Origin of the sequence: Sharpea azabuensis DSM 18934 (genome assembly GCF_000702165.1) — a bacterium.
GTDB classification, from domain to species: domain Bacteria; phylum Bacillota_I; class Bacilli_A; order Erysipelotrichales; family Coprobacillaceae; genus Sharpea; species Sharpea azabuensis.
In genome coordinates, this window is record NZ_JNKU01000015.1 from 13854 (window position 1) to 29432 (window position 15579).

Here is a 15579-nt window from a genome sequence, read left to right on the forward strand (position 1 = left end):
TCATGGGTACAACAAATACAAACGTTAATCAATTGATTCAGTTCTTTAATAAGAGCGGTCACACATATCCTGAATTCTATAAAATAACGGATGCACCTACATTAGAAGCCTTTGCAAGAATATATATGGAAGAAGCAAATGCTTAAGGTGTGCGTGCTGAAGTAGCATTCGCACAAATGTGTTTAGAGACTGGATATTTACAATATGGGCATGATGTTAAAATTGAACAATTTAACTTTGCTGTTGTAGGTGCAACAGGTAATGGCAAAGAAGGAAATACTTTTGGTAAAGTAAGACTTGGTGTTGAAGCACAAATTCAACATTTGAAAGCTTATGCTTCAACAGCTAAATTAAGAAATAGCTGCGTTGATCCTAGATTTACTTATGTTAAACGTTGAAATGTTCCATATGTTGAACAATTAGGTGGTCATTGGGCTGTAAATCCTGATTATGGATATAATGTAAGAAAACTTGTCAATAGGATATTGAGTATTTAATTTCTTTTGGAATTGGTGGAAACATCGATTCCTTTTTCTTTTTGTTGTAGAATGATATAAGAGGGTTTTGAATATGTCTAGAAATAAGAAAACAGGAATTCTGATAAGTATTATTATTGGAATCATTATAGTTATTATCATATTATTTAAAACTCAAACACATATCTACTTAAATAAAACCAATGTCAATCTCTATATTGGAGAAAAAACAAAGTTAGAGCTGAAAAATACGAATAAGAAACCTCAATGGTCTAGTGAGAATAATAAGGTTGCTACAATTAAAGAAGGACAGATTGTTGCTAAATCCTTTGGTACAACTAATGTCTATGCAAAACTAGATCATGAAATATATACATGTCATGTAAAAGTTACAAATAAAGAAAAGCTGAATAAGTTGAGACTTATCATGGTATTAGGTGATGAAGAGAAAATATACATTGAAAATAGCACACGTCACTATAAATGGTCATCATCTGATTCCAATATTGCAAGTGTAAAAGATGGTTATGTAAAAGCTTTAAATATAGGCAAGGCAAAGATTATAGCACAGTATAATGACGAAGAATACATATGTCATATTACTGTTATAGCTGCTGTTACTGAATATTACGATCCCAAAATGGGAGAGTCAGTATTATTTATGTGAAGATAACTTACATATTGATCAAATAGTACTTGATGTGACTTATCATGATGGCTCCAAAAAACGAATCAAGCTTACAAAAGATATGTGCAGTGAATATAATCTTCAGCAAGAAGGTAAACAAAGTGTAAAGATCTCATATGAAGGTTATGAATTAAGAAAAGAAATTAATGTAAAAGCATTTCAGTTTTCTCCTACACCTACTGGTGACTTTACTTTAGAAGCAGGGGAAAGTAAGACGATTGCACTCAATATTCCAGAAGTATTAAAAAATAAAGAAGTTGCGAAAATCAATATAAATAATACTGATAACACTGTTGCAAGCTTTAGAAAAACGGATCAAAAACTTATAATTGAAGCAAAACATGCTGGTAAAACACAAATTAAAGCAACACATCTTTATAGTCATAAATCTTATATATGGAATGTTGTTTTAAATTCTTCGATTTTAAAAGTGAATAATCTAGAAGAAAATATCAATATACCATTAGATCAGTCACTTGGTTTTGAAGTGAGATGTAATCATGACGTGAGCTATTATGCCAATAGTTCTCAACTTTTCGTTCATACAAACGTACATCATGCACAAGTAAGCTCTAATAAGGCAGGAATGTATGAACTAGTTGCGCAGGATAATCAAACAAAAGATAGAGTCTTCTATCAGATACATGTTGATAATGATATAGTATTAAAAAATGATACAGAAGTATTGAATCGTATGCACTTAGAAGCAACACAATTAGAAAAGATGAAACAAACACAAGGCATATTTAAAATCTATGTAGCACATGATTACTCACCTATAGATCTTGACAATTTTCTATTTGATAATACTGGTACTCATTTAGGTGATTTCTATAAGGAAGACATGTTGTTAAGGGTTAAGGCGCTTAGGAGAATCTATCACCCCGAATATCGTGAATATATTATTACGCTAGATCCAGGTTATTGGAATTGGAATACGCGAATTGCATATGAAAAAAAGCTTACCGATGTCTATAACAGCCTAGATCTTAATGGACTTACGGATGAACAAAAAGTAAGAAAAATTCATGATTATGTTTGTCTTCATGCCGATTATGATAATGCTTCATATTATCGAAATCAAGCAGGAAAGATCATTGATTATAGTATTGATAATTATTCAAGTTATGATATTCTCTTTGACCCAGTAGATCCCTATACAGGCTCAACGAAAGTAGTATGTACAGGTTTTACAGGACTATTCTATAGACTAGCGCAGAAAGCAGGTTTGGAGGTTCTTTAAGTGACAGGGTCAACATTAGATTCTTTTTCTTCTAACCATATTTGGAATGTGGTGAGAGTGGATGGGAAGGATTACTTTGTAGACTGCACATGGGATGGTGCTGAAGTAGAAACAACCTATGATTATTACTTGAAAGGAAGAAATCATTTCCCAGGACATACATTAGATAAGAAGTATGAATTCCTTCCTATACAAAATGAAAATATGATTAGGTAAAAAGTGTTTTTGTTAGTTGATAGATAATCGCATAAATAGTGTAAAGTAGTCTTTGTTAAGGTTTTATTCAATGGTCTTAGATAGGAAAAGTTTACTAGAATAAAAGGAAAACCTAGAAGAGAATGCTGGAAAAACGTGCCTTCAAAGAGTTATGCTATTCCTTGTTCAGAGAGGACATATATGAGTTCAGAAAATTTTGAATTATCACAAGATACGGTGCATTATATACAATTATAAAAGAGGTTATTACAATACGGTGAGAATTCGGTTCAATTGAGACTATCTCTCGTTCAATGAATATGAGGAAACTGTTATAAGTCAGTTTGAATAGTATACTGGCTAGCTAAGAACTTGTAGATTGAGTTAAGTTATGAATAATATAGAAATAATGGATATTCAAGCTTTTCTACAACTTGTCATAGTACTGAATATTGCTAAGAGAGGTTTTTTGACTTTTTTATCGAGGAATGATAAAAATAAAATTATTTTATCATCTAGATGGTGTAGGTTGTGATTATGATGAGGTTGGAGTGTTTATATGCTTATTTTGTTAGGAAGAAAATGAATCTTGAATTATATGTAATTATCTGTAATAGAGTTATTACATGTGAGTGAGAATTAAATTGAAAGACAATGTGAGAAAGGGTAAGAATAATGGATCAACAAAATAATAATATTCCGTCTGTTAGCATAGAAAGGATAAAATTTAATGATGAAACTTTAATTGATTTTGAAAGTGACGATATCGTTTTGCTAGTCGGTGCTAACAATGTTGGAAAAAGCCGTACATTAAAAGACTTGAAAGATGATTTGAACGATTTATGTAAGCCTAAAGTAATAGTTGATGAGGTCACTTATAAATCTTCTAATTTTTCCAGCAGTCAGCTCAAGGATTACTTTGAAAAGAATATCAGTAAAGATAGTTTTGGAAATTATAATGTTCTTATAGATGATAATCAATTTCAAAGTTTTAATACTTCCACTTTTACCGATAATATGGATGAAAAACAGTTTTATAAAGTGCTTTTTTCTTTTCTTTCAACAGAAAATCGTTTAAATATAACCAGGCCTATGATGTTTAATACAAATTTAGATAATCGTAGTTTAAATATCATGAAAGGGCTTGAAAGTGATCTAGAATCGATTAATACACTAAATGAAGTATTACAAATGGGGTTTGAAAAGTCTATTGAAGTTTATGAAGATTTTTTGGATGGAACAATTGTAAAGAAATATAAGATTGGTAAAAGTGAAGATATCAAGAATGTAATTAATTCTACTCGAAGGGATAATCATAATCTATCAAAAGAAATGGAGGATTTGTATATTCAGGGAGATGGTATAAGAAGCGCTTTTGCAATTTTGGCTTCTCTTATTGTAAATAATCATTCGTTGTTTTTGATTGATGAACCTGAAACATTTTTACATCCTCCACAAGCAAGACTATTGGCTAAGAATATAGTGAATTTATCTAACGATAAACAATGCTTTATCTCAACACATAATATAGATTTTATAAAAGGTGTTTTAGAAGCGGATTCTTCTAGAGTGAAAATAATTAAGATAGATAGATTTGAAAATAAAAATAAATTTAATCTAGTTGATAATAATAGTGTTGCTGAAATTGCAAATGATAAGAACCTAAGATATACAAATATTTTAGATGGCCTATTTTATGATCGGCTAGTATTATGTGAAAATGAAAGTGATTGTAAGTTTTATTCTGCAATATTAGAAAATCTAGACCTTGTAAAATATCAAAATACGTTGTTTTGTGCAGTTGGTGGAAAGCATCAGTTTAAGAAGGTTGTACCACTATTGAAAAAACTGAATATTCAGTATGCTATTATTGCTGATATTGATTTAATAAATAACAAAGATAATCTAAGGCAATTAGTTAATTCAATTGAGGACGATTGTTATAACCAAATAAATGATTACCATACAAGGTTTATAGAAGAATTTGAAGAAGGTACGTATTCTCAGATAAAAACACAAGAAGTTATAAAAACTGAGATTAATCAAATGTTTAATTCGGATAAATATATGTCAGATAAAACAGCAAAGGAAATCATAGGAGTCTTAAAAAATATTAGTAGTTTTAAACTTTTGAAAAGTGGTGGTAAAGGTGTGTTACCGCAGGGAGAATGTGTAACTTTGTTTAATAAATTAGAAGAATTCTTAAATCAACATAATGTATTCATATTAGAGTGTGGAGAAATAGAAAGATTTGTTCCTGACGTAGGGGGACATGGAAATAGTTGGGTAGAAAAAACATTTGCAAGATATAATGATATAAATAATCCTGTTTATGATGAGGCAAAGCAATTTATAAAAAATGTTTTTGATATAAAATAGAAACCACATAATATGTATTAGTAATCCATTAATGTATTTAAAATGTATTAATGAATGTAATTAATTCAAAAGATTTAGGAAAAGAAGATGTTGCTTTTCAAAAACAAATATAGTTTGTGATACTCGTATTTATATAGAAAAGTAAAGTGACAATTTAAATAAGCATGGGTGTTCTTTGTTCATACTCACAAATGCTTCATAGTTTTTCAGTTTAATACATAGACCTAGATGAGGTGGAACTACTTCGTATGCATATTAATACATGCTAGTCTTTTGCCTAAAGATTTCTTAAAAAGAATATTTACACAAAGTAAGACGTTTATAATTTCACGAGTTATAATGCACCTAGATTTTAGAGTAAGTAAATTGGCTTCCTCTAAAAAAATATTTGGTTAAGGATTACTTGCATTATTTCTATAAAAGAGTAATAATTTCGTGTATAATGTGTAATGCGAGGGATTTTAAATATGAGAAGAAAACTATATGCAGTGTTGTTGGCACTACTTGAAGCAATTATATATTATTACATTTTCGTTGCCCTGGACATTAACTTGGGTATTTTAAGGCAGTCTTTAGGATTGTATTTGATTTATATGTTGATGTGTGGACATTATAGTATCAAAGATACATTGATATGGAATGAGATTAAGCATGTCACAAAAGCTACAGCTTTCTATCTTATAACATATATCATTATTCTTCCAACATCCATGTTCCAGGATAAGCGAAGATATCTAGTTTTTCTAGCAATCATCATGTATTTTATTACAATATTCCTATCAAGAACATTACGCATAGTCTTTAGAAAGTTCCTAGTAAGGAATACATTGGTTATTGGTACAGGCAAAGATGCTTTAGATTATGGTCGTACGCTTAATAATAATAGATTTGCGATAACAAGAGTAGTTGGCTTTGTTGATATGAATTCTTGTAGTAAGTTTGACCAACAATTTAATAATGTAGTTGATTTAGAAAAGAGCCATAAATTCTTTAAATATGATGTCTTTAAATATCAGGATTTAAGAAAGATTGTTAAAGATAAACATATTGAACAGATTTCTATTATTGAACCTGATATGGATCAAAAGACATTTGATATTGCCATGGAAGATGCTTCACAATTGGTAGACCATGTTAAGTATATGCCTGAAGATAATCATATGATGAACTTCTCTTCATCTATTAGAGATTTCGACGGTATTCTTATTATTTCGGCCTCAAGAAGAAAGCCAAGAGCTATTGATGCTGTGTTAAAGAGAATGATGGATATTTTCTTCTCACTTATTGGATGTCTATTTATTCTTCCGATTGCGGTCGTTGTAAAGATCATGAACTTAGCACATGGAGATCATGCGTCAATTTTCTATAAACAAAAACGTGTAGGACGTTATGGTAGGGACCTTAATGTATATAAGTTTAGAAGTATGGTCCCTAATGCAGAGGAAGTTTTAAAAGATATTCTGGCGAAAGATCCAGAGAAGAGAGCAGAGTGGGAAAGAAGTGCAAAGCTTGAGGATGATCCTCGTGTTACTGCTGCAGGTAAGTTTCTTCGTAAGACATCACTTGATGAATTCCCACAGTTCATTAATGTCTTAAAAGGTGATATGTCACTTATTGGACCTCGTCCAGTTATTCCAGAAGAACTAGAATGGTATGGTGATCGTGTCACAGAATTCCTTTCAGCTAAACCAGGTCTAACTGGATATTGGGCAAGCCATGGACGTAGTGATGTTGACTATCCAGAACGTTGTGATTTAGAGTTTTATTATGTACATCATCAAAGCATTTTCTTAGACTTACAGATTGTCTTAAGAACAGCATTAGGTGTTATATTTGGAGAAGGTGCAAGATAATTATGAAAAATATCAAAGTTATTGTAGCAACACATAAGAAATATCAAATGCCGACTGATCCTATGTACTTACCAGTACAAGTGGGGTCAGAAGGTAAAGAAGATTTAGGATATCAGAGAGATAATGAAGGTGAAAATATTTCTCAGCTTAATCCTGCTTTTTGTGAGCTTACAGGCTTATATTGGGCTTGGAAGAACCTAGACGCTGATTATATCGGCTTAGCACACTATCGTAGACATTTCAAAGGAAAACAACATGACAAAGATCCTTTTAAAGAAGTGCTTACACAAGCAGAAGCTAGCGTATTGTTTGATAAAACAGATATCATCCTCACCAAGAAGAGAAAGTATTATATCGAAACAATCCATGATCATTATGCGCATACAATGTATCCAGAACCATTGGATGAGGCAGGAAAGATCCTTGAAGAAAAGTATCCTGAATATAAACCATATTTTGATAAACATATGCAGGAAAGAAGCCAACATGCATTTAATATGTTTATTATGAAAAAGGATAAATTTGATGAATATTGTACTTGGTTATTCGATATATTATTTGAGCTTACAAAGAGATTCGAAGATGCCAATTATTCAGCATTCCATGCAAGATATCCAGGCAGAGTATCAGAAAGATTACTTGATGTATGGCTAATGAAGAATGGATATGACTATGAGGAAGTACCATTCATATACATGGAAAAAGTCAATATGTGGAAGAAAGGCACAGGCTTCCTTAAAGCTAAGTTCTTCCATAAAAAATATGGAGAAAGTTTTTAGGTAGAATAGCTTTAGAATAATTAATTCTAGTTTTTTATCATCATCTTATTTCAGAGTTAGTATGATATTTAATATCTAAGAAATGAGAACAATAGACTCCAAAATAATGTGATTAAGAATAAAGGAGAAAGAAAAAATGGCACAGTATGATTATTTAGTAGTTGGTGCAGGTCTGTTTGGAGCAATCTTTGCCCATGAAGCCAATAAGAGAGGAAAAAAAGTTTTAGTTATCGATAAGCGAGATCATGTCGCAGGTAATATTTATACAAAGGAAGTAGAAGGTATTAATGTGCATGTATATGGTGCACATATCTTCCATACTTCTAATGAAGAAGTATGGAACTACGTGAACCAGTTCGCTAAGTTTAACAGATATACAAATAGCCCTATTGCTTACTACAAGGGGCAGGTTTACAACATGCCTTTCAACATGAATACATTCTCTAAGCTTTGGCCTGAAGTACGTACACCAGCTGAAGCTAAAGCTAAGATCGAAGCTGAAAGAGCTAAGGTCGCTGTAGAGAATCCAAAGAACCTAGAAGAACAGGCTTTATCACTTGGTGGTAAGGAAATCTATGAAATCTTTGTCAAAGGCTATACACAGAAACAATGGGGTAGACCATGTACTGAATTACCAGCCTTTATCATCAAGAGATTACCATTTAGATTTACATATGATAATAACTATTTCAATGATGATTATCAGGGAATTCCTATTGGTGGTTATACACAAATTGTTGAAAAGATGCTTGATGGTATTGAAGTAAGACTTAATACAGACTTCCTAGAAAATAGAGAAGAATATGAAAATATTGCTGATAAGATTGTCTATACTGGTATGATTGATCAGTATTATGATTATAAATTAGGTACTCTTGAGTACAGATCACTTAGATTTGAAACAGAAGTACTAGATGAAGAAAACTTCCAGGGTAATGCCGTAGTGAACTATGAAGAATATGAAATACCATATACACGTATTATCGAACACAAGCACTTTGAATTTGGCACACAACCAAAAACAGTCATCACAAGAGAATATCCAGCTACATGGCATAAGGGTGATGAACCATACTATGCTATGAATGATGATAAGAACAATGCCTTATATGCAAAGTATAAGAAGCTAGCTGATGATGAAGGTAAGGTTATCTTTGGTGGTAGACTTGGCCTTTATAAGTATTTTGATATGGATGATACTGTAGCTGCAGCATTACATTGTGTAAAGAAGGAATTGGATTAATAACTAGGCAGTTCGATGAACTGCCTTAATTTTTGGAAGGAAAGAATTTATGGCTAAACAAAAATCACTAAAAGTTAATTTTATCATGAATGCCATCCTAACGATGTCATCGTTTATTTTCCCGCTAATTACCTTTCCATATGTATCACGAATATTAATGCCAGAAGGAATGGGAAAGGTTAATTTTGCAATTTCAGTAATAAACTACTTTAGCATGTTTGCCCAGCTAGGTATACCAACGTATGGCATACGTATTTGCGCACAAGTTAGAGATGATCATGAAAAATTGACTAGAACAGCACATGAATTATTATTTATAAACTTTGTAATGACTATAATAAGTTATTTTGGATTATTCATGGCAGTATTATTTGTACCAAAACTTGCCTCGGAAAAAACACTCTATATTATTACAAGTTTTATAATTTTTTTAACTGCAATAGGTATGGAGTGGTTATATAAAGCACTTGAACAATATACATATATTACAATTCGATCAATTGTTTTTAAATTTATTGGTTTAATAGCAATGTTTATACTGGTTCATTCGAAAAGTGATTATGTTATCTATGGTGCTATTAGTGTATTTTCAAGCAGTGGATCATTTGTGCTTAATTTATTTAATGCACATAAATACATTGGACTTAAGCCTGTAGGAAATTATAATGTAAAAAAACATTTAAAACCTATACTTGTATTTTTTTCCATGTCTATAGCGACTACTATATATACAAATTTGGACACTGTTATGCTTGGTTTTATGAAATCCGATGCAGATGTAGGTTATTACACGGCTGCAACTAAGATAAAAAACATATTAGTATCTATTGTGACTTCATTGGGAACAGTTCTTCTTCCAAGAGCTTCATATTACATAGAACAAGGAAACCTTGAACAATTTAGGAATTTATCTAAAAAAGCAATGAATTTTGTTTTTATTATTGCTGTTCCAATGATGATATACTTTATTCTCTTTGCTAAGCAAGGTATAGTATTATTATCTGGAAAAGCATTTATTAAAGCTACTCTACCAATGCAATTAATTATGCCAACATTATTATTTATTGGCATCACAAATATTACAGGTATTCAAATTCTTGTCCCACTCGGTTATGAAAAAATTGTACTTCTTTCAACAGTTGTAGGTGCAATTGTAGACTTACTTATTAACTGGTTATTGATTCCTTCACTTGCATCTTCTGGAGCCTCTATTGGAACGTTGGCAGCAGAATTTGTAGTTTTAGTAGTGCAATATTTTGTGGCTATACGCGAGGTACCTGGCTTATTTAGGGAAATTAAGTACTATAAGATATTTATTGCAGTAGTTGCCAGTTCGCTTATTTCTATCTGGACATTAGAATTAGGCTTTGGGGTATTTATTACTCTTGTTGTATCTGCCATACTATTCTTTGCTGTATATGGCTTAATATTGTTGATATTGAAAGAACAATTAATAACTGAAATTTTTTATCAATTTATCAATAAAATAAAAAAGTAATATTGTGAGGTAGTTTATGCTTTCTATTATTGTTCCAGCGTATAATGCAGAAAATACAATTAAACAATCAATAAATAATTTATTAGATAACGATTGCTTCGAGATTATTATTATTGAGAATGGATCGACTGATAAAACAACCGATGTAGTTGAAGAAGTTGTTGATAAACACAGCAATGTAAAACTATTACATTCTACGCCTGGTGTATCCAATGCACGTAATTGTGGAATTGAGCTTGCGAGTGGTGATTATATTGCCTTTCTTGATGCGGATGATTATTATGAAGTCAATACTTTGATTGAATTCTACAGTAGAGCAAAAAAAGATGGATATGATATTCTTATGGGTGCTTACTCAAGAGATTATGCTAATCTTAAAGAAAAGCATTATTATTACAACGAAGAAAAAGTATTTAATTCTTCAAACATTGATGAATTTGTTAGGGATACACTGATACCTGAGAAAGGTGTAGGCTTAGTTTGGGGAAAGGTAATTAAGACATCTTTGTTGAAAAATGAAGAACTCGTTTTTAATCCAAAATTAAGTTTTGCTGAAGATGCCGAAATGATGTTCAGAACGGCTATAAAATCAAGAAAGATTGGTTATATACCAGAAATATTATATCATTATACTTTTAATCCGAATTCTGCTGTTAGAAAGTATAAAGAAGACTTAGATCAACGATATATTTTAGCGATGAGAGCTGTCCTTAGTGATATAAGGAATACTGAGAATGGAGATAAATATTTGGAGTCTTATTATACTTTCGTAAATAATCATTTATTGATTATTGCAGTTAACTTTTCATTTTCTCCATTCAATGGAAAAAAATACCAAGTAAACAAAAATGAATTTAGAAAACTTTGTCAAGAAGATGTTTTTAAACTAGGATTGGAACATCCGAATTATAAGAAATTGTCAAAAAGTCGTGCTATTCCATTGTTTTTCGTCAAGCATCATTTGTATTATTTAATGTACTTAGTTGTAAGGTTTAGACATAAACAATTTAAAAAGAGAAATGAGGAGAGTGTTTAATGAAAAAAGTATTAGTTTTTGGTATGACTAATAACCCAGGTGGTATGGAAAGTGTAATCATGAATTACTATAGACATATAGATCGTAATAAGGTTCAGTTTGAATTTTTGTGTAATACGGAAACAGTTGCATACTCCGATGAAATAGAACAAATGGGTGGAATCATTCATAAGATTACTGCTCGATCAGTAAATCCTACAAAATACAAAAAGGATCTGAAAGTTTTTTTTGAAGAGAATTCAAGCAAATATTGCGCATTGTGGTTCAATACATGCTCTCTTTCCAATATTGATTATTTAAAATATGCAAAAAAATATAACATACCAAAACGCATTATTCATTGTCATAATGCAGCTAATGGTGGGGACGGATTATTAAGAAGTATATTACACAAGTTTCATCGAAGATACTTAAATAAGTATGTTACAGATTATTGGACATGCAGTGAGGACGCAAATAAATGGTTCTTTGGTAAAGAAGGAGATAAATTAATTAACTATCGACTCATATATAATGCTATTGATTTGAATCATTTTGCACCGAATGAAAAAATAAGAGATCAATATAGAAAAAAGCTAGGAATAAAAACAAATGAAATCTTAGTTGGACATGATGGACGACTTCATTACCAAAAAAATCAAGAATATTTAATAAGAGTATTTGAAAAGCTTAATAGGAAATTTCCAGGGAAATATAAACTTTTATTAATTGGTAAGGGTGATGATGAAGAAAAGCTTAGAGGACTTGTTAATGAAAAGAACTTAAATAATGAAGTTATATTCCAAGGTTTAGTAAATAATATGAACGATTATCTACAAGCAATGGATATATTTGCATTCCCATCAAGATTCGAAGGTTTAAGTATTGCTTTATTAGAAGCCCAGGCAAATGGATTACCTTGTGTTATTTCAAATAAAATTTCAAATGCATCTAAAGTAAATGAGAATGTAGTTATGTTACCAATTGATGATGATGCAATTGACTTGTGGGTAAATCAAATAGATATTTATAGTAATGTTGGAAAAAAAGTGGATATTGAACAATTTGAAGCAAAGCATTTTGATATTAATAATGAAGCTAAAGTTTTGCAAGAATTGTTTTAAGGAGATTACAAAATGGAAAAATATCAAATTTTTGAAACATTGGATGGTGGATTCCATGCAGGCACAAAAGCAAATGGAGACATAGCAGATATTGCTGAAAGATTAGGATATGAAAAAGTCATTATAAGACAAGTAAACCAAAAAGATAGTAAAATTGCTAAACTACAAAGACAATTAGTTTGGAAGAAAGATTTCAATGGGGCTTTCGATAAGATAGAAAATAATTCAATTGTTCTTCTTCAGAATCCTTTTCATCATAATCAGTTAACAAGAAATAGAATTTTGAAAAAACTTAAAACTCAGAAAAATGTAAAATATATATGTATAATACATGATGTCGAGAAATTGAGAGCTTTTCGATATAACGATTACTATAAGAATGAGTTTGACTTTATGCTTGAAATTGGTGACGTATTTATTGTTCATAATGAAAAAATGCTCAAATACTTTGAGTCTTTAGGAGTAGAAAGCAGTAAACTTATAAATCTCGAAATCTTCGATTACTTAGATGAGAATATCGATGAGGATAAGAAAATATCATTTGAAAAGAGCATAACAGTAGCGGGAAATTTAGATACAACTAAATGTGGCTATATTGGTGAATTGGGAAATTTAGGAATTAAAGTTAATCTATTTGGCCCAAATTTCGATGAACAAATGAAAAATAATAATAATAATAATATTACTTATTTTGGATCCTTTCCACCTAACGATATTCCGTCACATTTAAATAAGGGCTTTGGTTTAGTATGGGATGGTACAAGTATTAATGGATGCCAAGGACAATCAGGACAATATTTAAAATATAATAATCCACATAAGTTATCTTTATATCTTTCATCTGGCTTACCAGTCGTAATTTGGAAAGATGCAGCAGAAGCGAAATATGTGATGGATAAAAAAGTTGGAATTGCTGTAGGCTCTTTAATGGAATTGAAATCTATATTTGACGATATGGATGAAAACAGTTACTATGAACTGTGTGAAAATGTCAAGTTTATTTCTAAGAAATTGAGAAAAGGACATTTTGCGACTAAAGCAATTAAAGAGGCAGAAGCACTATTATAAAAGGAGGTAGTATGCTTTATCTTTTATTTTTAATAACGCTTATATTTTTAATACTCAATTATAAGATTACAAAAAAGGATTTATTGCATCCCTCTGTTATTTTTTGTTTCATGTTTTTTCTATATTCATTATTATGTGTGCTAAACAGAAAACATTTTGCAATAAGCCTTCACTCACCGACAATAATTGTAATTACAGTTGGCTTGATTATATTTTCAAGTATGACATATATTTTCTTTAGTAAGACCAATAATGAAATAAATATAGAAAATAATGCAAAAAAAATTGAAATCCCAAATAATTATGTTGTTGCGTTAATCGTCTTTCAAATACTAACAATTTTCTTCTTTATTGTATATTTAACAGATCTTTCAACAGCATATGATATGAAAGCTAGGTCTTTGTCAGAGATGATTTCTTTGTTTGATACAATGACCAAGTTTTGGATTCCAATATTCAATAAGTTAGCTGTCCCAGTTCCTATGTTGTATAGAATTGGGAATCCATTGACTACGGTAGGCGCATACATAATGCTTTATGTAATGATTCATAATTTTGTGATTGATAGAAAAATAAATCTTTTACATTTAATAAGTGTATTATTATTATGTGTTCTTATTGTTCTAAATGGATCTAGAAGTCCTTTGTTTAGAGTTATCACAATGGCTATAGTCTTATATTATATTTTTGCCTATAAATCTGGTCAACTTAAAATTGGGAATAGAAAAAACTTATATAAATTTGCTGTTTTAGGTGTTGTAATAGTATTGTTGTTTATTGGAATGTTATTTGTTATGGGACGTTCTGACAAGATGGGGGATTTACCTTCATACCTATTTATTTATATTGGTGCTCCTATTGTCAATTTGGATACATGGATAGTAAATGCTACACCACACTTTATTGGTGGTTTCACACATATATTTGGAGAACAAACGTTCCGAACATTTTATACTTATATCGAAAGAATCTTGCCTGTATCAGGATTAGCAAAAGGGACAATTGATTATTTCACATTTAGCTCAAATGGTATTGAAATTGGGAATGTGTATACGATGTATTATAAATACATTTATGATTTTGGATATATTGGAATTATCCCTTTAACTGCAATTATGGCATTTTATTATATTAAAACATATAGTACTATTCAAAATGATAAGACAATTTTAGGCCGTTTTAGTTTAAAACTATTCATTTTTGCTTATCTATTCAATGATCTTATGATGAGTACATTTTCAACTCGATTCTATGAGACAGCAATGGATGGACCGTTTATTAAACTATTGATAGTTACTGCACTTGTTAAAGTATTCTATTTCGATTTTAACAAGGTAAAAGCCTGGGCAGAAAAACCAATTTATATTAAAAGAAAAGTAAAAGAGGTAGATTATGAAAAATAAGAATGTATTTGAAGTTAGTCCAATTGAATTATTTAAATATATAGTGCATAAAATCTGGTTAGTTGCGATAGTTACATTAATTTTTGCAAGTATTGGATTTTTAAAGTTTGAAAAAACATCTGATGAAAGTTATACTGCCAATGTAATTCTTTATATTGTTCCAAAGGAAACAAATGAAGATACATCTTATGATGGTCAGATTGTAGATGAATCAATTCAGATTATTACTGGTAATGTTTTTGCAAAACAAATTCATGCAAATGACAAGTCAATAAATGCTAAAAAATTAACAAAATCCTTAACAGTAACTAAAATAGATAATACGAAGATGTTTAATCTTGTAGTAAGTACTGATTCAAAAAAAGAAAGTAAAAAATATATGAATGCAGTAATCGCACACTATACAAATGAAATGATGTCAAAGTATCATGCAGAAAGAATTGATGTTGTTAATTCTGAAAATGAAAAAGTTATTGAACCAGCAAACAATAAAAAGACATTAATTAAATATACAGGCTTAGGCTTTGTACTAGGTTTAATATTAGTAATCATCTTATATATCATTAATAAGATAAAAGCTTAACATCTCAATAACCAAATTAGCAGTTAGATTCA

15 protein-coding genes are annotated in these 15579 nt (G+C 30.3%); all 15 read left to right on the forward strand.

Annotated elements, in window-relative coordinates:
• Nucleotides 1–2 precede the first annotated feature (2 nt).
• The 15 genes from T529_RS13075 to T529_RS0104550 all read left to right on the forward strand — a co-directional run bounded on the left by T529_RS13075 (nucleotide 3) and on the right by T529_RS0104550 (nucleotide 15547).
• Nucleotides 3–146, forward strand: a complete 144-nt coding sequence (locus T529_RS13075; protein WP_156032160.1) for a hypothetical protein — start codon at nucleotides 3–5, stop codon at nucleotides 144–146.
• 3 nt (nucleotides 147–149) lie between these two features.
• Nucleotides 150–398: a glucosaminidase domain-containing protein gene (locus T529_RS12510; RefSeq protein WP_143122802.1), complete on the forward strand. Its 249-nt coding sequence runs from the start codon at nucleotides 150–152 to the stop codon at nucleotides 396–398.
• A 172-nt stretch (nucleotides 399–570) separates the two neighbouring features.
• Nucleotides 571–1143, forward strand: coding sequence for an Ig-like domain-containing protein (locus tag T529_RS0104490; RefSeq protein WP_033162422.1), 573 nt, complete (start codon nucleotides 571–573; stop codon nucleotides 1141–1143).
• 34 nt (nucleotides 1144–1177) lie between these two features.
• Complete coding sequence (locus T529_RS0104495; protein ID WP_033162423.1) at nucleotides 1178–2407, forward strand: hypothetical protein; 1230 nt, start codon at nucleotides 1178–1180, stop codon at nucleotides 2405–2407.
• Entirely contained in the window at nucleotides 2408–2623 is a 216-nt protein-coding gene (locus T529_RS0104500) for a hypothetical protein (RefSeq protein ID WP_033162424.1), read from the forward strand.
• A 654-nt stretch (nucleotides 2624–3277) separates the two neighbouring features.
• Entirely contained in the window at nucleotides 3278–4981 is a 1704-nt protein-coding gene (locus tag T529_RS0104505) for an ATP-dependent nuclease (protein WP_033162425.1), read from the forward strand.
• 467 nt (nucleotides 4982–5448) lie between these two features.
• On the forward strand, nucleotides 5449–6834 hold the full coding sequence (locus T529_RS0104510) for a sugar transferase (protein ID WP_033162426.1): 1386 nt from the start codon (nucleotides 5449–5451) through the stop codon (nucleotides 6832–6834).
• Between the two features lie 2 nt (nucleotides 6835–6836).
• Complete coding sequence (locus T529_RS0104515; RefSeq protein ID WP_033162427.1) at nucleotides 6837–7613, forward strand: DUF4422 domain-containing protein; 777 nt, start codon at nucleotides 6837–6839, stop codon at nucleotides 7611–7613.
• Nucleotides 7614–7749: 136 nt separating this feature from the next.
• Nucleotides 7750–8856, forward strand: coding sequence for a UDP-galactopyranose mutase (gene glf / locus T529_RS0104520; RefSeq protein ID WP_033162428.1), 1107 nt, complete (start codon nucleotides 7750–7752; stop codon nucleotides 8854–8856).
• 49 nt (nucleotides 8857–8905) lie between these two features.
• On the forward strand, nucleotides 8906–10354 hold the full coding sequence (locus T529_RS0104525) for a flippase (RefSeq protein WP_033162429.1): 1449 nt from the start codon (nucleotides 8906–8908) through the stop codon (nucleotides 10352–10354).
• A 16-nt stretch (nucleotides 10355–10370) separates the two neighbouring features.
• Nucleotides 10371–11390, forward strand: a complete 1020-nt coding sequence (locus T529_RS0104530; protein WP_033162430.1) for a glycosyltransferase family 2 protein — start codon at nucleotides 10371–10373, stop codon at nucleotides 11388–11390.
• Entirely contained in the window at nucleotides 11390–12493 is a 1104-nt protein-coding gene (locus tag T529_RS0104535) for a glycosyltransferase family 1 protein (RefSeq protein WP_033162431.1), read from the forward strand. The genes T529_RS0104530 and T529_RS0104535 overlap by 1 nt, the downstream gene beginning before the upstream one ends.
• Before the next feature lie 12 nt (nucleotides 12494–12505).
• Complete coding sequence (locus T529_RS0104540; protein ID WP_033162432.1) at nucleotides 12506–13561, forward strand: glycosyltransferase; 1056 nt, start codon at nucleotides 12506–12508, stop codon at nucleotides 13559–13561.
• Nucleotides 13562–13572: 11 nt separating this feature from the next.
• Nucleotides 13573–14964: an O-antigen polymerase gene (locus T529_RS0104545; protein WP_051646851.1), complete on the forward strand. Its 1392-nt coding sequence runs from the start codon at nucleotides 13573–13575 to the stop codon at nucleotides 14962–14964.
• Complete coding sequence (locus tag T529_RS0104550) at nucleotides 14954–15547, forward strand: Wzz/FepE/Etk N-terminal domain-containing protein (RefSeq protein WP_033162433.1); 594 nt, start codon at nucleotides 14954–14956, stop codon at nucleotides 15545–15547. The genes T529_RS0104545 and T529_RS0104550 overlap by 11 nt, the downstream gene beginning before the upstream one ends.
• The last annotated feature ends 32 nt before the right edge of the window (nucleotides 15548–15579 follow it).

What these genes read in the sequence shown, in the direction of transcription:
- glf (WP_033162428.1), top strand. Translation starts at nt 7,750, where the DNA reads ATGGCACAGTATGATTATTTAGTAGTTGGTGCAGGTCTGTTTGGAGCA.
- T529_RS0104530 (WP_033162430.1), top strand. Translation starts at nt 10,371, where the DNA reads ATGCTTTCTATTATTGTTCCAGCGTATAATGCAGAAAATACAATTAAA.
- T529_RS13075 (WP_156032160.1), top strand. Translation starts at nt 3, where the DNA reads ATGGGTACAACAAATACAAACGTTAATCAATTGATTCAGTTCTTTAAT.
- T529_RS0104490 (WP_033162422.1), top strand. Translation starts at nt 571, where the DNA reads ATGTCTAGAAATAAGAAAACAGGAATTCTGATAAGTATTATTATTGGA.
- T529_RS0104510 (WP_033162426.1), top strand. Translation starts at nt 5,449, where the DNA reads ATGAGAAGAAAACTATATGCAGTGTTGTTGGCACTACTTGAAGCAATT.
- T529_RS0104550 (WP_033162433.1), top strand. Translation starts at nt 14,954, where the DNA reads ATGAAAAATAAGAATGTATTTGAAGTTAGTCCAATTGAATTATTTAAA.
- T529_RS0104545 (WP_051646851.1), top strand. Translation starts at nt 13,573, where the DNA reads ATGCTTTATCTTTTATTTTTAATAACGCTTATATTTTTAATACTCAAT.
- T529_RS0104505 (WP_033162425.1), top strand. Translation starts at nt 3,278, where the DNA reads ATGGATCAACAAAATAATAATATTCCGTCTGTTAGCATAGAAAGGATA.
- T529_RS0104515 (WP_033162427.1), top strand. Translation starts at nt 6,837, where the DNA reads ATGAAAAATATCAAAGTTATTGTAGCAACACATAAGAAATATCAAATG.
- T529_RS0104540 (WP_033162432.1), top strand. Translation starts at nt 12,506, where the DNA reads ATGGAAAAATATCAAATTTTTGAAACATTGGATGGTGGATTCCATGCA.
- T529_RS0104535 (WP_033162431.1), top strand. Translation starts at nt 11,390, where the DNA reads ATGAAAAAAGTATTAGTTTTTGGTATGACTAATAACCCAGGTGGTATG.
- T529_RS0104525 (WP_033162429.1), top strand. Translation starts at nt 8,906, where the DNA reads ATGGCTAAACAAAAATCACTAAAAGTTAATTTTATCATGAATGCCATC.